A 19,323-nucleotide genomic window follows, 5' to 3' on the forward strand; every position below is an offset into this window, starting at 1 on the left:
CATCCGACGCTGCCCATCAGACGCTTTCAGCATCCTCCTCCGCAGCCCCTCCCTAGACTGGAACCTGTCTCGGATCAGGACTCGACCATGCTCAAAAATCGTTTGAAAGACCCCAGCCTTCTGGTAGAACTCGCCTACATTGACGGCCAGTGGACCGGCGCCGACAACGCCGCGACCCTGGACGTCATCGACCCCGCCAGCGGCCAGGTGCTCGCCCAAGTACCGGCGATGCGCGACAGCGAAACCCGTCGCGCCGTCGAAGCGGCCGAGCGTGCCTGGCCCGCGTGGCGTGCGCGCCCGGCGGGGGAGCGGGCAGCGCTGCTGGAGCGTTGGTATCAGGCCATGATCGACAACCTCGACGACCTGGCATTGATCATGACCTGCGAACAGGGCAAACCGCTCAACGAAGCCAAGGGCGAAATCCGCTACGGTGCCGGCTTCGTCAAATGGTTCGCTGAAGAAGCCCGGCGGGTCTACGGCGAAACCATGCCGGCCCCCAGCGGCGATCGCCGGCTGCTGACCCTCAAGCAACCGGTCGGCGTGTGCGCCGCGATCACTCCGTGGAACTTCCCCAACGCGATGATCACCCGCAAGTGCGCACCGGCCTTGGCGGCCGGGTGCCCGATCATCGTCAAACCCTCGGAGCTGACACCACTGTCGGCCCTGGCCCTGGCGGTGCTGGCCGAACGGGTCGGCATTCCGGCCGGGGTGTTCAACGTGGTCACCGGCCTGCCCGCCGGCATCGGCGAAGAGCTCACCGGCAACCCGACCGTGCGCAAGATTTCCTTCACCGGTTCCACCGCCGTGGGCCGCCTGCTTATGCGCCAGAGCGCCGAACACATCAAGCGTCTGAGCCTGGAACTGGGCGGCAATGCGCCGTTCATTGTGTTCGACGACGCTGACCTGGAGCAGGCAGTGGCCGGCCTCATGCTCAGCAAGTTTCGCAACGCCGGCCAGACCTGCGTCTGCGCCAATCGCATCCTGGTGCAGGACGGCATCTACGAACGTTTCGCTGCGCGCCTGGTGGAGGAGGTGGGCAAGCTCAAGGTCGGCAACGGGCTGGACGCCGACGTCAGCATCGGCCCGCTGATCAACCCGGCGGCGGTGAGCAAGGTCGCCCGGCACATCGACGATGCCCTGAGCCAGGGTGCGCGCGTGCTCTGCGGCGGCATGCCCGCGGGCGACAGCCAGTTTGTCCAGCCGACGGTCCTTGGCGAAGCCCACGCCGGCATGCTGCTGGCCAACGAAGAAACCTTTGGCCCGGTAGCGCCTTTGATGCGCTTTACCGATGAAGCCGAAGCCCTCGCGCTGGCCAATGCCACGCCTTATGGTTTAGGCGCCTACTATTTCACCCAGGACTTGCGCCGTTCATGGCGTTTTGGCGAAGCGCTGGAGTTTGGCATGGTCGGGCTCAACACCGGGATCATTTCCATGGAAGTCGCGCCGTTCGGCGGCATCAAGCAATCGGGCCTGGGCCGTGAAGGCAGCAAGTACGGCCTGGATGAATACCTTGAAGTCAAAGCCTTCCACATCGGCGGGCTGTAACGCACAGACACGGGGAGCCATGATTGATGAGCAAGACATTCAGAATCGCCGCGATTGCCGGCGATGGCATTGGCAAGGAAGTGCTGCCGGAGGGGTTGCGGGTACTGGAGCAGGCTGCGAAGAAGTGGCAACTGGACCTGAGCATCGAGGTGCTCGACTGGGCCCACTGCGATTACTACCTGGAACACGGGCAGATGATGCCCGATGACTGGTTCGAACAGCTCAAGGGCTTCGATGCGATTTACTTCGGCGCGGTGGGCTGGCCGGACAAGGTCCCGGACCATATTTCGCTGTGGGGTTCGCTGCTCAAGTTCCGCCGCGACTTCGACCAGTACGTGAACATCCGCCCGGTGCGGCTGTTCCCCGGGGTGCCGTGCCCGCTGGCGGGACGCAAGCCGGGGGACATCGATTTCGTGGTAATCCGCGAGAACACCGAGGGCGAGTATTCGTCGGTCGGCGGCAAGATGTTCGAAGGCACCGACCATGAATTCGTGCTGCAAGAGTCGGTGTTCACCCGTCGTGGCGTCGACCGGATTCTCAAGTTCGCCTTCGAGCTGGCCCAGACCCGGCCGCGCAAGCGCCTGACGGCGGCCACCAAGTCCAACGGCATCTCCATCAGCATGCCGTATTGGGACGAACGCACGGCGTTGATGGCCGCGCAGTATCCGGACATTACCTGGGACAAACAGCACATCGATATTCTGTGCGCGCGTTTCGTGTTGCAGCCGGACCGCTTTGATGTGGTGGTGGCGTCGAACCTGTTCGGCGACATCCTCTCCGACCTCGGCCCGGCCTGCGCCGGCACCATCGGTATCGCGCCGTCGGCCAACCTCGATCCCGAGCGGCGTTTTCCGTCGCTGTTCGAGCCGGTGCACGGCTCGGCACCGGACATCTATGGGCAGAACATTGCTAACCCGATTGCGATGATCTGGTCCGGGGCGTTGATGCTCGATTTCCTGGGTAACGGTGACGAGCGGTATCGCGCGGCTCATGACGGGATACTGCAGGCGATCGAGCGGGTGATTGCCGAAGGGCCGATTACGCCGGATCTGGGGGGGAAGGGGTCGACGCAAGACGTCGGCAAAGCCATCGCCGACAATCTCTGAATCCACCCCTAACCACTGTAGGAGCTGGCTTGCCAGCGAAGGCGTCCGTCCAGTCGATATTGATGTCGACTGACACTACGCCTTCGCTGGCAAGCCAGCTCCTACAGGGGATCTGTGTGTTCAGTAACCCTGGGAGCGATCGATCTGGCCCTCCATCGGTTCACCCCGTTGATACCGGCGAATATTCTCCAGCAACACCCCAAACGCACTTTCCGGCTGAGTCATCGCGGCAATATGCGGTGTCAGCAGAATCTGCGGATGATCCCAGAACGGATGATCCTGCGGCGCCGGTTCCTGCTGCAGCACATCGATCACCGCGCCGCTGAGGTGCCCGCTGTCCAGCGCCTCCAGCAGATCGCCTTCCACCAGATGCCCGCCACGGCCCATGTTGATCAGCGCCGCACCCTGGGGCAGTTGCCGGAACAGTTGACGATCGAGAATGCCCTGAGTCTGCCCGGTCAGCGGCAGTACGCATAACAGGATGTCGCACTGGCTGAGGAACGCCGGCAGTTGTTCGTTGCCGGCATAACACGCCACGCCCGGTACCTGGTGGGCGCTGCGGGCCCAGCCCGATAGCGCAAAACCCAGTGGCTGCAACGTTGCCAGAATTTCCCTGGCCTGGGCGCCGAGGCCCATGACCCCGACTCGACGCGAGGCCGCAGGTTGCAGCAAGTGCGCCTGCCAGCAGCGCGCCATTTGCTGCTGGCGGTAACGCAGCATGTCCCGGTGCAGGCTGAGCACGGCGAAACTGGCGTATTCGCACATGCCGCGGGTGATGCCCGGGTCCAGCAGGCGCACCACTGGCAGGCTCGCCGGCAAGCGAGCGAGGTCCAGTTGATCGACCCCGGCAGACAAGGCGAACAGCACCTTCAAATTCGGCAGCAGCGCTTGCAGATCATCGGGCGCCTGCCACGCAGCGAGGTACTCGATGTCCTCGGGATCACCGATGTCCGGCCAGGCGCGCCATTCGATATCCGGGGCGTGTTCGGCAAACAGCGCTTGCCACTGTTCGCCGCGCACTGGGTCAGCTATATAAAGCAGGGCCATGGGTATTTCCTGAAAAGGATGAGGGGGTTGTCCATCATCGCGCAATGTCGGCGCAGGATCTGTCGAAAGGGCCGGGTTAAACGGCTTGCGCGAGGTGCTATCGGTAAGTGGCCGGCAGATTCGGCGGGCTGAAGGAATCTGCCGTTTGGCGGGGTGAAAACAGTCGATCCGAATTTCTCAGGGGTCAAGTTCGGCGTAGATCGTTTCGCGCAAGCCTTAACCTGAACACCATCGCAACCACCTCCCGGTTGCCGGACTCACGATGGGAAATGCCATGAACAGCAAAGTCGACGAAACCCCTCATTTGCTCCGTCAGCGCGATCAATTCGTGCCGCGTGGCCTGGTTACCGCTCACCCCCTGGTGATCGATCGCGCACAGGGGGCCGAGTTGTGGGACGTGGATGGCAAGCGCTACCTGGACTTCGTCGGCGGCATCGGCGTATTGAACATCGGCCACAACCATTCGAAGGTGGTCGCCGCGGTACAGGCCCAGTTGCAGAAAGTCACCCACGCCTGTTTCCAGGTGGTGGCCTATCAACCGTATCTGGACCTGGCCCAGCGCCTGTGCGAAATGATCGGGGGCAAAGAAGCTTATAAAGCGGCGTTCTTCACCTCCGGCGCCGAAGCGGTGGAAAACGCGGTGAAGATTGCCCGTGCCCACACCAACCGCTCGGCGGTGATCGCCTTTCGCGGCGGCTTCCACGGCCGTACGTTGCTTGGCACCACGCTGACCGGCATGAGCCAGCCTTACAAACAGAACTTCGGCCCCTTCGCTCCGGAGGTGTTCCATACGCCGTATCCGAATGCTTATCGAGGGGTCAGCAGCGACATGGCCCTCAAGGCCCTCGACGAGCTGCTGGCGACCCAGGTTGCCCCTGAGCGCGTGGCCGCGATCATCATCGAACCGGTGCAGGGCGATGGTGGTTTCCTCTCGGCACCGGCGGAGTTTCTCCAGGCCCTGCGTGCCCTGACCGAGAAGCACGGCATTGTGTTGATCCTCGATGAAATCCAGACCGGCTTCGGCCGTACCGGCAAGTGGTTCGGTTTCCAACACGCTGGCATCCAGCCGGATCTGGTCACCGTGGCCAAGAGCCTGGCCGGTGGTTTGCCCTTGTCCGGCGTGGTCGGCAAGGCGGCGATCATGGATGCGCCGCTGCCGGGTGGTCTGGGCGGCACCTATGGCGGAAATGCCCTGTCCTGCGCGGCGGCCCTGGCGGTGATCGAGGCTTACGAGGAAGAACAGCTGCTGGCCCGCGGCGAAGCACTGGGCGAGCGGCTGCGCCAGGGGTTGTTGCGGCTGCAGGCCCTTCACGGGCAAATCGGCGACGTGCGCGGCACCGGTTTCATGCTGGCGATCGAACTGATCAAGGATGACGAAGCCCGCACGCCGGACGCCGACCTCAACCAGCGCCTGATCGATGAAGCCCGGGTCGGTGGCCTGCTGGTGATCAAGTGTGGGGTGTACCGCAACGTGTTGCGTTTCCTCGCACCCTTGGTGGCCACCGAAGCGCAGGTCGACGAAGCTTTGCAGATTCTGCAAGCGGCATTGGCACGGGTCTTGAAGTAAGCCCATGCCCGCGCTCGGGGCGGTGCCGCAAGGCATCGCCCGTGAGCGTTTATGGAGCATGGATGGAATGGAATGCATCATCGGAGGCTTTGCGCACCATGGGGCTGACTGATTATCGAGCACTGCTCATCGATTGCGATGAAGTCCTGGTCGATCGGGATTCGGGGGTCTGGACCGCACTGCAACCGCTGCTCGACAGCCGGGGCGGACGTCCTGAAAAGGATCAGGTGCTGGCCGAATACGCCGAGGTGATTCGGGGGCTTTACCCGCGTTTCGAGGAGCTGGGGTTCAGTGGTTTATTGTGTTTCGCCCATCGGCAACTGGCCGAGCGCTGGGGGCTGAAGGCGAGCTGGGAGGAGGGCATGAGCTTTGCCCGTTCGGTGGCCGGTTGGTCGTTGTTCGAGGATGCGCCGGGTGCAATGTTGTACCTGCGCAAGTTCTACCGCCTGCTGGTGCAGGGCGACCGGGACGCCGAAGATCGCGGTCTGCTCTGTGAGCGCCTGGGGATCAGTCCTGAGGATTTCATTTCACTGGCGAGTGATCCCTTGCTCGATCCGCAGTGGCTGCAAGCCAACGAACTGCACGCCGCTGACATCCTCCAGGTGACCCGACCTTCGGTCGGTCGACAGGCGGTCAGGGCCCTGTGCCTGATCTGTCGCGGGCGGGCAAAACAGCCGACTCCCTGTGCTGCGGATTATTGCATCAACAGCATGGCGGATCTGGTGGCGCAGCATCAGCTGTCTTTACGGCGCTGATTTTGCTAGAAGATTGTCCTACAAATGGCAGTCAGAGGTAGGCAATGGAAGGGTTAGTAAAACTGGACCGGATCGATATCAGTATTCTGGTCGAGCTGCAGAAGGACGGGCGCATGACCAACGTCAGCCTGGCCGATGCCGTAGGACTGTCGGCCAGTCCCTGTCTGCAACGGGTCAAGCGGCTGGAATCGGCGGGGTATATTTCCAGCTACAAGGCGCACCTGAACCTGGCGAAGATCACCGACTCGGTCACGGTCTTCACTGAAATTACCTTGAGCGACCACAAGCGTGAAGACTTCGCCAAATTCGAATCCAACATCCGTCTGGTCGATGAGGTACTGGAGTGCCATCTGATCAGTGGTGGTTACGATTACCTGGTGCGTTTCATGACCCGCAGCATCCAGCATTATCAGGAAGTGGTCGAAAGCCTGCTGGACAAGAACATCGGCATCTCCAAGTACTTCAGTTACATCGTCATCAAGTCCCCGGTGCTCAAGGACGGCGTGCCGTTGCGCAAGCTTCTGCGTCACTGAAACATCCCTCATTCCCCTTCCCGTGCAGTCCGCCGCGACCTTGAGAGAGGTGCGCGGCGTCCTGCTGCCGGTCACTCAAGCGCATGCACACAGGCAATTAATGTGGGAGCGGGCTTGCTCGCGAAAGCGGTGCGTCAATCGACATCAATATCGACTGGCAGGACGCCTTCGCGAGCAAGCTCGTTCCCACATTGATTGCGTGCGATAGAGGAGGCGGTGAATCTGAAATGCACCGCGTTTGGACATCGGACCGACAGCACCGCCCCGAGGCGCCTCGTACTGGCGCAGTCCGCATAAACGGCTGTTTTCGAGCCGAAAACAGTTGCCGGTAGCGTTGTAAGCGATGAATTCGGAGCACAGCGCAAAAGTGCCTGCGTTGTAATGCGCTCAGAGAGGGCGTGGATTGTGGCGTGGCTGTCGACCCGGCCAGGGCGGTTGCCACGATCCGCTGAATGACACCAATCGGAGCGAAAAAATGCGAATGAGCAACGCAAAGGCACTATTGGGTTTCGGCGTCTTCATGCTGGCGAGCAGCAGCGAGGCGCATCAGATCTGGTATGAACAACCACCCGGCCAGCCACTGGCGCTGTACTACGGGGAATACGAGAAGAACATCCTGGAAGTCACGCCGGGCGGGATGGACCGCTTCCAGCAACTCAAGGGCTGGTTGGTGAGCAACCCGCAACCGCTGACCCTGACTTTGCAGCGCCAGGCTTTTAAGGTGGCCCACCAGACGAAAGCCGATGACTCGCTGCTGGCCCAGGACCCGCACTATCCGATCTTCGACCTGCATGAGGCCGAAAAAACCCTGAAGACCCACTGGACGCCGGCCACCCGTTGGGTCGGCGATTTGCGCGCGCGGACTCCCGAACTGACGCTCGATATTGTCCCCACCGGCCTGATTGAGGGAAATAAAGCGCAGTTTCAGGTGTACTATTCCGAAAAACCTATTCCAGATCAGGATGTTATGCTGGAAACGGGCTCCGGTGAGGTCTTTACCCGGCGCACCGATGCGACCGGCAAGGTCAGCTTCGATTTGCCATGGCAGGGCACGTACGTGGTGGCCGTCGAATACAAGGACCGCACCCCCGGCGAGCGCGTCAGCCCCCAGGGCAAGACCGAGCCGTTCGACCTGAAGAGCTTCAGTTCGACCTTGTCATTCTATCGAACACAGGGCCAGGCACCGTTGCCGCGGGCACCGTCGCAACTGCCGGCCTCGGAAGTCGCCCGGCTGAAGAAGCAGGCCTGACCCGGCTGTCGTCCATCGACCTTTACATGAGTGACTGATATGTCCCTATCTTCAGGATTGGCAGGGCAGGCGGGAACCGTTTCCCCTGCACTTGCAACCAGTGCCGTCAAGGCCAACACCCGGATGCTGGCGATCGACGCCCTGCGCGGTTTCGTCATGCTGCTGATGCTGATCGACCACGTGCGCGAAACCTTTCTGCTGCACCTGCAGGTGACCGATCCGATCGATGCCTTGAGCGTCACGCCGGACCTGTACTTTACCCGCATGCTCAGCGAAATCTGCGCCCCGGCATTCATCTTCCTCACCGGTCTGTCGGCCTGGCTCTACAGTCAGAAACACACGGCTAAGGAAACCTCGGTATTCCTGCTCAAGCGCGGGCTGTTCCTGGTGTTTCTCGAAGTCACCTTCGTCTGCTTCGCCTGGAACGCCGAATTCCCGCCCAAGACCCTGTGGCTGCAGGTGATCTGGTGCATCGGCATCTGCATGATCGTGCTTGCCGGACTGCTGCACTTCAAACGCGGCTGGCTGATCGTGCTCGGGGTGGCCATCGTCGCCGGGCACAACTTGCTCGATGGCGTGACCGTGGGGCCTGAGTCGCCGTTCTTCGTGCCCTGGTCGATCCTGCATCAACGGGTATTCATCGACATCACCGAGTTCACCCGGGCGCGCACCACGTACCCGGTATTGCCCTGGATCGGTGTGATCCTGCTGGGTTGGGGCATCGGCCCGTGGTTTGGCAAGGACATGCCGTCGGCCGAGCGCAATTCCCGGCTGCTGAAACTCGGCTTCGGCCTGCTGGTGGCGTTCGTGTTCATTCGTTATCTGAACGTCTACGGCGAGAAACCCTGGGTGCAGACCGGTGATTCGCTACGCACCTTCATGAGCTTCATGAGTGCGAAGAAGTACCCGCCGTCGCTGATGTTCCTGATGCCGACGCTGGGCCTCTCGCTGATTCTGCTGGCGTGGTTCGAGAAGCTGCAGGAACGCTGGTCCATCGCCACCCTGGCGATCTACGGCGGCGCGCCGATGTTCTTCTACTTGCTGCACCTGTATGTGCTCAAGGCCATGTACCTGGTGGCCGTTGCGATCTGGGGCGCCAATCAGGGCGCTTACTACGGCTTCGACAATTTGCCGACGGTGTGGCTGTGGAGCGTGATCCTCGGGGTGTTGCTGTTCTTCCCGACGCGCTGGTTCGCCAACCTCAAGCAGCGCCGCCGCGACATCGCGATCCTCAAATACCTCTGACGTGCCCAAAGGGTGTCCCCCGATCGGCGGGACACCTTGCCAACCCCGATTTTCCTGGAGTTGCACTGTGAAAACCCTATCGACGCATACCCTGCTTCTGGCATTGGGCGGGCAGTCCCTGCTCGCCCTGGCCTCGGAGCAAGACACCGCCAAAGGCTTTGTCGAGGACAGCCAATGGAGCCTGCTCAACCGCAGCCTCTATGATCGGCGCGACTATCAGCACGGCTCGCTGAGCAATGGCGCACGCAATGCCTTCAAACCCCGAAGCGAACGCAGTGACCTGGCCGAGGAGTGGGGGTATGGCCTGATGGCCGATTTCACCTCCGGCTATACGACCGGCACCCTGGGGGTGGGCCTGGATGCCCATGTATATTCCGGTTGGCAACTGGACAGCGGCGGTGGTCGGGCCGGCAAGGCGCGGGTGCTGGGCGTGGACAATGACGGGCATCCCAAGGATGAATTCAGTCGGGGCGGCGCGGTGGCCAAGCTGCGCTGGTCGTCGACGGAGTTGCGCTACGGCGAGCAGCGGGTGAAGACCCCGGTGTTCGGCTCATCCGACAGTCGCCTGCTGCCGGAAACCGCCACGGGCTGGCTGCTGACCACCCGCGAACTGCCCGCCACCACCCTCTATGGCGGGCATTTCAACGAGAGCACCGACCGCAACGCCAGCAGCCACGACCAAGGCTTTGTGGTCAATTATTCCAACGGCAGGCAGGGCAACAGCTTCGATCTGGTGGGCGTGCGCAACACTGCAGTCAAAGGTCTCAGCGCCAGCCTGTTCAGCGCAGTCTACGATGACACCTGGCGCCAGCATTATCTGGGAGCGCTCTACACCCTGCCATTGGTGCCAGGCCAGGAGCTGGTCTTCGACCTCAACCTGTACCGCACCCAGGACACCGGCCAAGCCCTGTCCGGCCGCATCGACAACACCACCTGGAGTTTGCTGTCGACCTACAAGATCGGTTCCCACAGTGTTGGGCTGGGTTATCAGAAAGTCGATGGCGACACGCCCTTCGACTACGTGACCCGTGGTGCGATCTACCTGAGCAATGCCGTGGCATTGTCCGACTTCAACGCCCCCGAAGAAGCGTCCTGGCTGGCCCGCTACGATCTGAACCTGACCGGCTATGGCATTCCCGGGCTGAGCTTCAGTGCACTGTACGTTCGCGGCAGCGGCATCGACGGCAGTCACATGGACCCCAACGGGGGTTACAAGTGGCTGGGTTACGGGCAGGGCGGCAAGCACTGGGAGCGCGATCTGCAGGCCCGGTACGTGGTGCAGTCGGGGGTGGCGAAGAACCTGGCGTTTTCCCTGAGGCATGCGGTGCATCGCGGGAACACGGCCCAGGCCGAACTGGATGCCAATCAGATTCGTCTGGCGGTCGAGTATCCGTTGGGCGGAAAGTTCTAAAGCGCGGATCCCCGGTGGGAAAGGGCCCAACCTTTTCAGGTCGGGCCCTTTGATCACTGATCCTTTTCGCAATTGACCATCCACGACACGCCAAACCGGTCGACCAGCATGCCGAAGCGCGCTGCCCAGAACGTGGCTTCCAGTGGCATTTGCACCTTGCCGTCTTCGGCCAGTGCCGTGAACACGCGCTCCGCCTCGGCGATGCTGTCGACATTCAGCGAGACCGAGCAGCCGGCCATTTCATCCGTGGGGCGATCCGGCGTGGTGTCCGAGCCCATGATCGCCTGATCGCCCACTGACAGGCGGGTGTGGATGATCAGGTTGTGCAGATCCGCGGGAAGGTGTTCGCGCGCCGGGCTTTCACCGAAGGTCATCATCATTTCGATCTGGCCTTGCAGGGCTTGGGCATAGAACGTGAAGGCGGCTTTGCAGTCGCCGTTGAAGATGAGGTAGGGATTGATTTTCATGTTACAGCTCCCGGTCAATGAGGGTACACATCGGTTGATCCTGTGCCTGGCCAGTGAATTCCGATGTGCTTCGACTCGGGTAGCAAAACCCTAAAACGCGGCGGGCGGGTGGGTTTTTTTAGATGTTTTTTCCATGGACGAGGCCAGGCTTATTGCCTCGGGTACCCGTCGCGGCGCGAGCACACGCTCGATGGCGCCACGCACCAGGCTTTCGAGCATTTCATCGCGCTCCGGTTCATCCAGCGCAGGCTGCGCCAGCCAGCTGGGCGCGCTGTTGAGCAAGGCGGCAATCGCATGCCCGGCGGCCAGCCGGCCCTCTTCACTGAACCGTGTCCGGGTGCCGAGCATCAGCAGCAGTTTGCGTTCGTACTGCTCGCGCAGTTGCCGGACCCGTTGCTGTTGCTCTTCGTTCAGGCAGCCGCTGTCGCGCTCCACCAGACGAAAATGCCAGGGCATCTCCTGATGCAGGTTCACATGCGCGCGGATCAGCGCCTGCAGTTTGTCGCGCTTGGCCGGCGCCTGTTGAGCGATGCGCCCCAGGGTGGCCAGCAGCTCTTCGTAGAACTCTTCGATCAGATCAAGCAGCAAGTGCTGTTTGCTGGGGTAATGGTGATACAACGAACCCGGCGAGAGCCCCAGGCAGGTCGCGAGCTCTCGCATGCCGACCTGGCCAAAACCCTTGCTGGCGAACAGCTCCAGTACTTTGTCCCGGTACTCGGCGAAACGTGTACAACGCTCAGGCATAGGCATGGAAGCCGCGCCCCGTTTTGCGTCCCAGGTAGCCGGCGGCGACCATTTCCTTGAGCAGCGGAGCAGGGCGGTATTTGCTGTCGTTGAAGCCATCGTAGAAGGCTTCGAGAATTGCCAGCACGGTGTCCAGGCCGATCAGGTCCGCCAGGGCCAGCGGGCCGATGGGCTGGTTGCAACCCAGGCGCATGCCGGCGTCGATCTCTTCGGCACTGGCCAGGCCTTCCTGCAACACCAGGATCGCTTCGTTGATCATCGGCACCAGGATCCGGTTGACCACGAAGCCCGGACGGTTGCCGGCGGTGATCGCGGTCTTGCCCAGGGTGGTGGCCATGTCCAGTGCCAGGGCGTGGGTCGCATCGCTGGTTTGCAGACCGCGGATCACCTCGATCAGGCCCATCACCGGCACCGGGTTGAAGAAGTGCAGGCCGATGAAACGTTCAGGCTGGCTGACGCTGGCGGCGAGTTGGGTAATGGACAGCGACGAGGTGTTGGAGGCGATCACGCAGTCGGGGCTGACCTGCGCGGCGATTTGTTGCAGCACGCGCAGTTTCAGCTCGAGGTTTTCCGTGGCGGCTTCGATCACCAGTTGCACGTTCTGCAGGCTGCTGTAGTCGGTGCTGGTGCGGATCCTGTCGAGGGTGGCCAGTTTTTGCTCCTGGCTCAGCGTATCCTTGGCGATTTGCCGATCAAGGTTTTTGCCGACCGTCGCAATGGCCTTTTGCAGGGCGCTGTCGCAAATGTCGATCAAGGTCACCTTGAAGCCGGCCAGGGCGCAGACTTGCGCAATGCCGTTGCCCATGGTGCCCGCGCCGATCACGCCAATGTCTTGCAGATTCATGTTCTGTGTCCTTGCGCTCAAACCTTGCGATACCTTGGCCGCCGCAACGGCCGAAAGCGTACTATTGGCCACGAGTCTAGATCCGGCAGGGCGGTTGTCCTATGCCGAAACTGTTCAACGGAACTGGTGTTTTTTGCCAGTCGGGCAATGGGGAGAGAAGCGTTAACATGCGGGAAAAAGACTCGGTGGCCGCCTACTTCGTGCAGGCCATGGTCCAGAAAATGGGGAACGATCCGCAGCGCCTGGGGACTGCGCTGGAACAGGCGGGCATTGACCCGGTATTGATGGAACAACCCACGGCACGGATCCCGGCCAGTGCATTTGCCGCCCTGTGGCTGATCCAGATCCGCGAATTCGACGACGAATTCTTCGGCCTCGACTCCCATGGCATGCCACCGGGCAGCTTCGCCCTGATTTGCCGGGCGCTGATTCAGGAGCCTGACCTGCACAAAGCCATGCGCCAGTGCCTGGTCAACTTCGCCCTGTTCCTGCGGGACTTTCGCGGCACCCTGACCGTGCGCGGCAAACGGGCGGTCATCAGCCTGGAAACCCGCGCGCAAAACGATGACCTCGCCCGTTTGGGCGAAGAGACGTTCCTGGTGTTGATGATCAGCCTGCTGTGTTGGCTGGGCGGTCGACGCATCCCCATTGATCGTGCGGACTTCCGCCATCAGCGCGTTCCCCTCAGCGATGACCGTTTGCTCTGGGGCCCCAACCTGACCTTCGGCGCCGAACGCACCGAGATCGAATTTGCCAGTCATTACCTGCGCTTGCCGGTGATTCAGGACCTGGCCTCGTTGAAAGTATTCCTGCGCACCGCACCGCAATGGCTGGTGATCCGCTTCCGCAACCAGCACGGCCTGGCGTCGCAGGTGCATCAGCGCCTGCGCCACAGCCATTACAGCGAATGGCCGACCTTGCAGGCCTTCGCCCTGGAACAGCACCTGAGCTCCAGCACCTTCCGCCGCAAACTGGAGCGCGAAGGCTGTTCGTACCAGGAGATCAAGGATGAAGTGCGGCGCGGGGTGGCATTCGAGCAGTTACGCCAGAGCAAGGCGAGCATCGGCGATATTGCCGAGCGTCTGGGGTTTCAGGAGCCGAGTGCGTTTCATCGGGCGTTCAAGAAATGGACGGGGGAGAGTCCGGGGCGGTATCGGGCGCGGTTTCAGGGTGAATTGTCGGAAGGCTCTGACAGACCCGTCTGATTAAGCGCGACCCCGATGTTTTTGGCGGTTTCGGGTTGTACAGTCCCAGCTCCTAGTCTCTGTTCAACGCTGTTTGCAACAAGGACGCTGACCCCAAGGAACTGGAGCTTGTCGATGACCGATATTGAAAACATTCCCCCGCGAACCGTAAACCCGACACCCGATCGCTATGGCCAATTGAGTAAAAGCCTGTTGTGGCTCAATGAGCGCGCCTGGCCATTGACCCTGGTCATACTGCTCACTGCCGGGGCGTACCTGTATCAATACATTCAGGAAGAAAAGATCCCGCTGAGTATCACCTCTTCAGCCGTCATCTCTGCACTGCCGGTCATGTCCGCGATACTCATTTTCATCATTTCGATCCTGTTGGCTTTCGTCCTGTTGCCGATTTTCGTCCTGTTTCATCGACTGAATGATTCTGGCAAGCGGCTGAGCGATGAGCTCAGCCTTGAACAAACCACTCCAGAGAACAGGGCACGCCACAGTCGAATGCTAAGACGCTGGGGCGGTAGCCTGTTGATCCTCGGCACCTTCTGCGCGGTGCTGTGCGTGATCGGCTCCCAAGTGACGGGCAACTGGTACTGGGGCACCGCGGCGGTAGTGGGTACCGGGTTGACGATTGCCTGCTACTACTGGCTGATGACGCGCGGTGTGGAAGGCCCGGTGTCGATGGATTTTCGCATTGCCTGCGTCATGTCCGCCTTTGTTCAGGTGTGCGTGATTCTCAATGTCACGATTGTGGCGATCGACATCGCCGGCCGATACGTCAGCAATCTGTGGTGGCTGGTGCCGCTGATGCTGGTGGAATTGCTGGTGGTCTGGATCATCCAGCTGCTGGGTGCGTTGTTCGTGGTGAAGATGCGCAGCCATGACAACCCGGTGGCCCTGATAGCGTCCGCCGTCATGGTCCTGGTCATCGTTCTGGGTTTGTATCCACCCACAGGCGCCAAACTGGGCGGGTTTGCCTTTCAAGTCTCGGCCTCCGGCGCACGCAATTGCACCCTCATGAATTTCGCCCCCGAGAGCAAAGGGCTCGAGGCGCTCACGGATCCCGACAGGCCCGGCTTCAGTCGCCCGTTACGCGTCATTGCCGAGGCAGACGGTACTTATTTTGTGCGCCTGTGGAAGACAGACTCAAAGGCGGTGCAGTTTGTACCTCGTGCCAGTCTGGTGGGCGTTGATGTCTGCCCGGCCGCCAAACCCAAGACTGCTTCCTCTGGAGAACCCGCGCCGATCCCTGGCTGAAGTACCATGGCGCATTGTTGTTCTCACCAAGCCGGGTCCAGCGCCGTATGCCAGTTGCTCTTAACCGCTTCACTGCCTTGCTCGACCAGGCCAGGCGCGCCTTGCTGCTGGTCTGGGGAACCTCCCGCGGCTTATTCCTCGGTCTGGTGCTGGCAACCCTGATCGCGGGCGTCCTGCCCGCGCTGGCCGCCTGGTTGGGCCAGCGCATCGTCGATGCGGTGGTCTTTGCCATGCAGTTGCACGCGCAGCAGGGCAGTGCGCCGTTGTGGCCGGTGGTGCGTTATGTGCTGTTTGAGGCCGGTGTGCTGGCGTTGCTGTCCGGGGCCCAGCGGGCGCTGTCGGTGCAGCAGTCGCTGTTGCGGGTGCAGCTGGGGCAGAAGGTCAATACGATGATTCTGGAAAAGGCCCAGACGTTATCGCTGGTGCAGTTCGAGAATTCCGAGTTCTACGACAAGCTGGTGCGGGTGCGGCGCGAGGCTTCGACCCGGCCGTTGGCGCTGGTGATGAAGTCGTTGGGGCTGATCCAGAACCTGATCGTGTTGATCAGCTTCGGCGTATTGCTGGTGCATTTTTCGCCGTGGGCCCTGGTGCTGCTGGTGGTCGGCGCGTTGCCGGTGTTCTTTGCCGAAGCGCATTTTTCCGGGGATGCCTTCCGCCTGTTCACCCGCCGCGCACCGGAGAGTCGCCAGCAAAACTACATCGAGACGCTGCTGTCCCACGAAGGCTATATCAAAGAGGTCAAGCTGTTCGGTTTTGCGCCGCTGTTGTTGAAGCGTTATCGCGAGACGTTCGCCCGTCTCTATGCCGAAGACCGGCGGTTGACGCTGCGGCGTGATGGCTGGGGTTTCGGGTTGGGGCTGCTGGGCACCGCTGCGTTTTATCTGGCGTATGCCTGGGTGGTGGTCGATGCGGTCCATGGCAACATCAGCCTCGGCCAGATGACCATGTACCTGGTGTTGTTCAAGCAGGGGCAGACGGCGGTGAGCAACAGTCTCAGCGCCATCAGTGGTCTTTATGAGGATGGCCTCTATCTGTCGAGTCTTTATGAATACCTGGCGGAACCGGTGGTGGTCGATACCGGCAGCCTGACGGTAGGCGCACTGCCCGGCGATGGTTTGCGTTTCGAGAACGTCGGTTTCCGTTATCCGGGTGCCAGTCGCGCCGCGCTGGAAGGCATCGATCTGCACCTGGTGCCTGGACACAGCGTGGCGCTGGTGGGGGAGAACGGTTCCGGCAAGACCACGCTGATCAAACTGCTGACCCGCCTGTACCGTCCCGATCAGGGCCGCATACTGCTGGACGGCAGTGATCTGCAGGCGTGGGAAGAAGACGCGCTGCGTCGCCGCATCGGCGTGATTTTTCAGGACTACATCCGTTACCAGTTCTCGGTCGGCGAGAACATCGGCGTCGGCGACACCCTGGCGTTCAACGATGAACAGCGTTGGCAGGAGGCCGCCGCCGAGGGCATGGCTGCGCCCTTTATCGAGCGTCTGGATCGCGGTTATGCCACACAACTCGGGCGCTGGTTCGCCGGTGGGCAGGAACTGTCCGGCGGTCAATGGCAGAAGATCGCCTTGTCCCGCGCCTACATGCGCCGCGAGGCCGACATCCTGATTCTCGATGAGCCGACCTCGGCGCTCGACCCGGCGGCGGAAGCGGCGGTGTTCGAGCATTTCAGCGAGCACACCGAAGGCCGCATGACGTTACTGATTTCCCACCGCTTTTCCAGCGTGCGCAATGCCGATCACATCATCGTGCTGGATCAGGGTTCGATTCTGGAGCGGGGGGACCACGACAGTCTGGTGGCGGCTGGCGGGCGCTATGCGCAGTTGTTCAACTTGCAGGCCAAGGGTTATCGCTGAGCCTCAGGAATCCTGAGCGCGCCGAGTCACTGCCGGCCCCGCGACCTGGGCCGGCGGCTTCGACTGCATCAAGCTGTCCAGGGCCTTGCGATAGGTCTGCCCACCCAGGCTCATGCTGTTGTTGTGCGTCGCGCCGGGCACCAGCAACAGACGCTTGGGTTCCAGGGCTGCATTGAATAATTGCTCGCTGAAGCGCGGCGGCACGTAGCGGTCGTCCAGCCCGTGGACCACCAGCAGCGGCATGTTGATCTCGGCGATCTTGTCGATGGAATCGAATTTCTGCGACAGCAGCCAGCGCACCGGCAGGGAAGTATTGGCCATCGCCGTGGCGACGTCGGCCAGAGAAGTGAACGTAGACTCGATGATCAGCCCGCGAGCCGGCACCGGGGCCTGCTCTTTTGCGGCTGTCTGGCCCAGCTCGGCCGCCAGGTCGATGGCCACGGCGCCGCCCAGTGAATGACCATAGATCAGCCGTTTGTTCGCATCCGGTTGCAGCAGCTTGAAGCGTTCCCAGGCAATCCGTGCATCTTCGTACACCGTGGTTTCCGACGGCAGGTCGCCGTGACTCTGACCGAAACCGCGGTAGTCGATGGCCAGCACCGAATAGCCCAGTGCCTGCAGTTGCTGGATGCGAAACAACTGCCCGGTGAGGTTCCAGCGTACGCCATGCAGGTAAAGGATCGCCGGCGCATTCGCCCGCTCCGCCGGCCACCACCAGCCATGGATACTTTGCCCGGCCTTGAAGCTTTTGGGCTGCAGCTCGAATTCCTCGACGCTGCTCGGCAACCCGCTGTACCAACTGGCATTCCCCGGTTCGATGCGGAACAACAGCTCCCGCTCCTTATGCTCCAGCACCGCGCAACCCACAGGCAGGCCGACGAGCAGCGCGGCCATGCATAGCAGCGGTAGCCAGCGTTGGCGCAAGCGTGGGAGGAGGGGAGCGGGCATTGGGCGGTCCACGGTAAAAAACTGAAGTTCGGGTTTTAGCAGAAGCGTGCGCAGGGCGGGAAAAATTTCGACAGCCGTTCACCGACCCCTTGTAGGAGCGAGCTTGCTCGCGAAGAACGCAAGGACGCCCCGGGCAGTCTGATGCCACGCATTATCGTTGACGTTCTTCGCGAGCAAGCCCGCTCCTACAGGGGGCGACGTCGCTCGATATCGTGGCTCAATCCACCTGCAACACAATCTTGCCAATGTGCTCGCCCGCTTCCATCCGCTCATGCGCCTGGGCGGCCTGCTCCAGCGGATAGACCTTGTCGATCATCGGCAAGCAACGCCCGGCGGCGAGGACGGGCCAGACGTACTCGCGCAACTGCTCGGCAATCGAGGCTTTTTCTTCGCGGGTGCGCGCGCGCATCAGGGACCCGGTGATCGTCGCGCGTTTGCCCAGGATCGCCATCAAATCGACCTCTTTGGCGTGGGCGCCGCCGAGAAAGCCCAGCATCACCAGGCGGCCGTCCATGCCCAGCGCCGCGATATTCGGATTCAGGTACGAGCCGCCCATGATGTCGAGGATCACATTGACCCCTTTGCCAGCAGTTTTCTCCTGGATGACCTGGACGAAATCCTGCTCGCGATAGTTGATCGCCTCGGCCCCCAGCTTACGAATCGCCGCACACTTTTCTTCACTGCCCGCCGTGGCGAAGGCCTTGATCCCGAATTCGCGACACAACATCAGCGCGGTGGTGCCGATGCCGCTGGTGCCGCCATGAATCAATGCGCGCTGGCCCTTGCTGGCGCCACCGATGTCGAACAGGTTGGCCCACACGGTGAAGAAGGTTTCCGGGGTCGCTGCTGCTTGCACCCAGTCCATGCCTTCGGGAATCGGCAGCGCCTGACTGGCCGGTGCGACGCAATACTGCGCATACCCGCCGCCATTGGTCAGCGCACACACGCTATCGCCCGGGATAAATTCACTGACGCCCTGACCGATCGCCACCACTTCACCGGCCACTTCCAGCCCGGGGATCGGGCTCATGCCGGGTTTCATCGGGTACTTGCCGGCGCGCTGGATCACGTCGGGGCGGTTGACGCCGGCGGCGTGGACGCGGATCAGTATTTCGCCGGCCGCTACGGTGGGGACGGGGACCTGGCGCGGTTGCAGGACGTCGGGGCCGCCGGGTTGGGTGATTTCAATCTGGGTCATGGTTTGGGGCAAAGTCATGGCGAATACCTGTGTGGAAGGTGATCTGTAGATGGGATCACCTGAATGTACAAATCATTCAGTGTGGGAGCGGCACAGGGCTCCAGTCGCTGGCCGGTACAGCAACCGCATACCCAATTCCAACATCAGTGCCACAACAATAGCCCCCGCCGCAATGACAAACATCACTGTATGCTGCCCACCGCTGGCGTTGAACAACGCCGAATAGGCAAACCCTGCGATCGCCTGGAACGTGGCGAATGAGACCGTGGCACGGCTCCAGGCGATCTGCTGCTGATGATGGTTCAGGATCAGTTCATGCACCCGAGCCAGCGCCAGCGGGACGACAGCTTAT

At 61.7% G+C, this 19,323-nt stretch carries 17 protein-coding genes and 1 pseudogene; 11 read left to right on the forward strand and 7 right to left on the reverse strand.

Annotation, left to right across the window (positions count from 1 at the left end; translation table 11 throughout):
* The first annotated feature begins 87 nt into the window (after positions 1-87).
* Positions 88-1,545: an NAD-dependent succinate-semialdehyde dehydrogenase gene (locus ACA062_RS12645; protein ID WP_497456665.1), complete on the forward strand. Its 1,458-nt coding sequence runs from the start codon at positions 88-90 to the stop codon at positions 1,543-1,545.
* A 26-nt stretch (positions 1,546-1,571) separates the two neighbouring features.
* Positions 1,572-2,651 (forward strand): tartrate dehydrogenase, encoded by a 1,080-nt coding sequence (locus tag ACA062_RS12650; RefSeq protein WP_497456666.1) that lies wholly within the window; start codon positions 1,572-1,574, stop codon positions 2,649-2,651.
* A 120-nt stretch (positions 2,652-2,771) separates the two neighbouring features.
* On the opposite strand, the gene ACA062_RS12655 is transcribed toward ACA062_RS12650, so the two are convergent.
* The gene (locus tag ACA062_RS12655; protein ID WP_497456667.1) at positions 2,772-3,698 is read right to left on the reverse strand and encodes a 2-hydroxyacid dehydrogenase; all 927 of its coding nucleotides are present in this window, start codon (positions 3,696-3,698) and stop codon (positions 2,772-2,774) included.
* A gap of 274 nt (positions 3,699-3,972) precedes the next feature.
* On the opposite strand from ACA062_RS12655, the gene gabT reads away from it, so the two are divergent.
* The 6 genes from gabT (at position 3,973) to ACA062_RS12685 (ending at position 10,458) form a co-directional block, all read left to right on the forward strand.
* Positions 3,973-5,265 carry a 4-aminobutyrate--2-oxoglutarate transaminase gene (gabT, locus tag ACA062_RS12660; protein WP_497456668.1) on the forward strand — a complete coding sequence of 431 codons (1,293 nt, stop codon included), beginning with the start codon at positions 3,973-3,975 and terminating at the stop codon, positions 5,263-5,265.
* Positions 5,266-5,363: 98 nt separating this feature from the next.
* Complete coding sequence (locus tag ACA062_RS12665; protein WP_497457407.1) at positions 5,364-6,020, forward strand: HAD family hydrolase; 657 nt, start codon at positions 5,364-5,366, stop codon at positions 6,018-6,020.
* A 44-nt stretch (positions 6,021-6,064) separates the two neighbouring features.
* Entirely contained in the window at positions 6,065-6,553 is a 489-nt protein-coding gene (locus ACA062_RS12670; RefSeq protein WP_003174918.1) for an Lrp/AsnC family transcriptional regulator, read from the forward strand.
* Positions 6,554-7,034: 481 nt separating this feature from the next.
* A complete protein-coding gene (locus ACA062_RS12675) occupies positions 7,035-7,802 on the forward strand; it encodes a DUF4198 domain-containing protein (RefSeq protein ID WP_497456669.1) in 768 nt (255 codons plus the stop codon).
* Between the two features lie 39 nt (positions 7,803-7,841).
* The gene (locus ACA062_RS12680; RefSeq protein WP_497456670.1) at positions 7,842-9,047 is read left to right on the forward strand and encodes an acetyltransferase domain-containing protein; all 1,206 of its coding nucleotides are present in this window, start codon (positions 7,842-7,844) and stop codon (positions 9,045-9,047) included.
* Positions 9,048-9,114: 67 nt separating this feature from the next.
* Complete coding sequence (locus ACA062_RS12685; RefSeq protein WP_497456671.1) at positions 9,115-10,458, forward strand: OprD family porin; 1,344 nt, start codon at positions 9,115-9,117, stop codon at positions 10,456-10,458.
* Positions 10,459-10,511: 53 nt separating this feature from the next.
* On the opposite strand, the gene ACA062_RS12690 is transcribed toward ACA062_RS12685, so the two are convergent.
* The 3 genes from ACA062_RS12690 to ACA062_RS12700 form a co-directional block, all read right to left on the reverse strand.
* Positions 10,512-10,925: a VOC family protein gene (locus ACA062_RS12690; RefSeq protein ID WP_497456672.1), complete on the reverse strand. Its 414-nt coding sequence runs from the start codon at positions 10,923-10,925 to the stop codon at positions 10,512-10,514.
* A 90-nt stretch (positions 10,926-11,015) separates the two neighbouring features.
* Positions 11,016-11,675, reverse strand: a complete 660-nt coding sequence (locus tag ACA062_RS12695; RefSeq protein ID WP_497456673.1) for a TetR/AcrR family transcriptional regulator — start codon at positions 11,673-11,675, stop codon at positions 11,016-11,018.
* Positions 11,662-12,513 (reverse strand): 3-hydroxybutyryl-CoA dehydrogenase, encoded by an 852-nt coding sequence (locus tag ACA062_RS12700; RefSeq protein ID WP_497456674.1) that lies wholly within the window; start codon positions 12,511-12,513, stop codon positions 11,662-11,664. The genes ACA062_RS12695 and ACA062_RS12700 overlap by 14 nt, the downstream gene beginning before the upstream one ends.
* A 167-nt stretch (positions 12,514-12,680) precedes the next feature.
* Between ACA062_RS12700 and ACA062_RS12705 the strand changes: the two genes are divergently transcribed.
* From ACA062_RS12705 to ACA062_RS12715, 3 genes are all read left to right on the forward strand, one after another.
* On the forward strand, positions 12,681-13,718 hold the full coding sequence (locus ACA062_RS12705; protein WP_497456675.1) for an AraC family transcriptional regulator: 1,038 nt from the start codon (positions 12,681-12,683) through the stop codon (positions 13,716-13,718).
* A gap of 114 nt (positions 13,719-13,832) precedes the next feature.
* Complete coding sequence (locus tag ACA062_RS12710) at positions 13,833-14,963, forward strand: hypothetical protein (RefSeq protein ID WP_497456676.1); 1,131 nt, start codon at positions 13,833-13,835, stop codon at positions 14,961-14,963.
* Positions 14,964-15,010: 47 nt separating this feature from the next.
* Complete coding sequence (locus tag ACA062_RS12715) at positions 15,011-16,825, forward strand: ABC transporter ATP-binding protein (RefSeq protein ID WP_497456677.1); 1,815 nt, start codon at positions 15,011-15,013, stop codon at positions 16,823-16,825.
* Between the two features lie 3 nt (positions 16,826-16,828).
* Here the strand turns inward: ACA062_RS12715 and ACA062_RS12720 are convergent, their stop codons facing one another.
* The 3 genes and pseudogenes from ACA062_RS12720 to ACA062_RS12730 all read right to left on the reverse strand — a co-directional run.
* Complete coding sequence (locus tag ACA062_RS12720) at positions 16,829-17,773, reverse strand: alpha/beta hydrolase (protein ID WP_497456678.1); 945 nt, start codon at positions 17,771-17,773, stop codon at positions 16,829-16,831.
* 217 nt (positions 17,774-17,990) lie between these two features.
* Positions 17,991-18,989 (reverse strand): NAD(P)H-quinone oxidoreductase, encoded by a 999-nt coding sequence (locus ACA062_RS12725; RefSeq protein ID WP_497456679.1) that lies wholly within the window; start codon positions 18,987-18,989, stop codon positions 17,991-17,993.
* A gap of 54 nt (positions 18,990-19,043) precedes the next feature.
* Positions 19,044-19,316: pseudogene (locus tag ACA062_RS12730) on the reverse strand (YbfB/YjiJ family MFS transporter); the annotation flags it as partial.
* Positions 19,317-19,323 lie beyond the last annotated feature (7 nt).

This window comes from Pseudomonas sp. LBUM1679 (genome assembly GCF_059695565.1).

What these genes read in the sequence shown, in the direction of transcription:
- ACA062_RS12675 (WP_497456669.1), top strand. Translation starts at nt 7,035, where the DNA reads ATGAGCAACGCAAAGGCACTATTGGGTTTCGGCGTCTTCATGCTGGCG.
- ACA062_RS12710 (WP_497456676.1), top strand. Translation starts at nt 13,833, where the DNA reads ATGACCGATATTGAAAACATTCCCCCGCGAACCGTAAACCCGACACCC.
- gabT (WP_497456668.1), top strand. Translation starts at nt 3,973, where the DNA reads ATGAACAGCAAAGTCGACGAAACCCCTCATTTGCTCCGTCAGCGCGAT.
- ACA062_RS12680 (WP_497456670.1), top strand. Translation starts at nt 7,842, where the DNA reads ATGTCCCTATCTTCAGGATTGGCAGGGCAGGCGGGAACCGTTTCCCCT.
- ACA062_RS12645 (WP_497456665.1), top strand. Translation starts at nt 88, where the DNA reads ATGCTCAAAAATCGTTTGAAAGACCCCAGCCTTCTGGTAGAACTCGCC.
- ACA062_RS12670 (WP_003174918.1), top strand. Translation starts at nt 6,065, where the DNA reads ATGGAAGGGTTAGTAAAACTGGACCGGATCGATATCAGTATTCTGGTC.
- ACA062_RS12700 (WP_497456674.1), bottom strand. Translation starts at nt 12,513, where the DNA reads ATGAATCTGCAAGACATTGGCGTGATCGGCGCGGGCACCATGGGCAAC.
- ACA062_RS12720 (WP_497456678.1), bottom strand. Translation starts at nt 17,773, where the DNA reads ATGCCCGCTCCCCTCCTCCCACGCTTGCGCCAACGCTGGCTACCGCTG.
- ACA062_RS12655 (WP_497456667.1), bottom strand. Translation starts at nt 3,698, where the DNA reads ATGGCCCTGCTTTATATAGCTGACCCAGTGCGCGGCGAACAGTGGCAA.
- ACA062_RS12665 (WP_497457407.1), top strand. Translation starts at nt 5,364, where the DNA reads ATGGGGCTGACTGATTATCGAGCACTGCTCATCGATTGCGATGAAGTC.
- ACA062_RS12725 (WP_497456679.1), bottom strand. Translation starts at nt 18,989, where the DNA reads ATGACTTTGCCCCAAACCATGACCCAGATTGAAATCACCCAACCCGGC.
- ACA062_RS12695 (WP_497456673.1), bottom strand. Translation starts at nt 11,675, where the DNA reads ATGCCTATGCCTGAGCGTTGTACACGTTTCGCCGAGTACCGGGACAAA.
- ACA062_RS12705 (WP_497456675.1), top strand. Translation starts at nt 12,681, where the DNA reads ATGCGGGAAAAAGACTCGGTGGCCGCCTACTTCGTGCAGGCCATGGTC.
- ACA062_RS12690 (WP_497456672.1), bottom strand. Translation starts at nt 10,925, where the DNA reads ATGAAAATCAATCCCTACCTCATCTTCAACGGCGACTGCAAAGCCGCC.
- ACA062_RS12715 (WP_497456677.1), top strand. Translation starts at nt 15,011, where the DNA reads ATGCCAGTTGCTCTTAACCGCTTCACTGCCTTGCTCGACCAGGCCAGG.
- ACA062_RS12650 (WP_497456666.1), top strand. Translation starts at nt 1,572, where the DNA reads ATGAGCAAGACATTCAGAATCGCCGCGATTGCCGGCGATGGCATTGGC.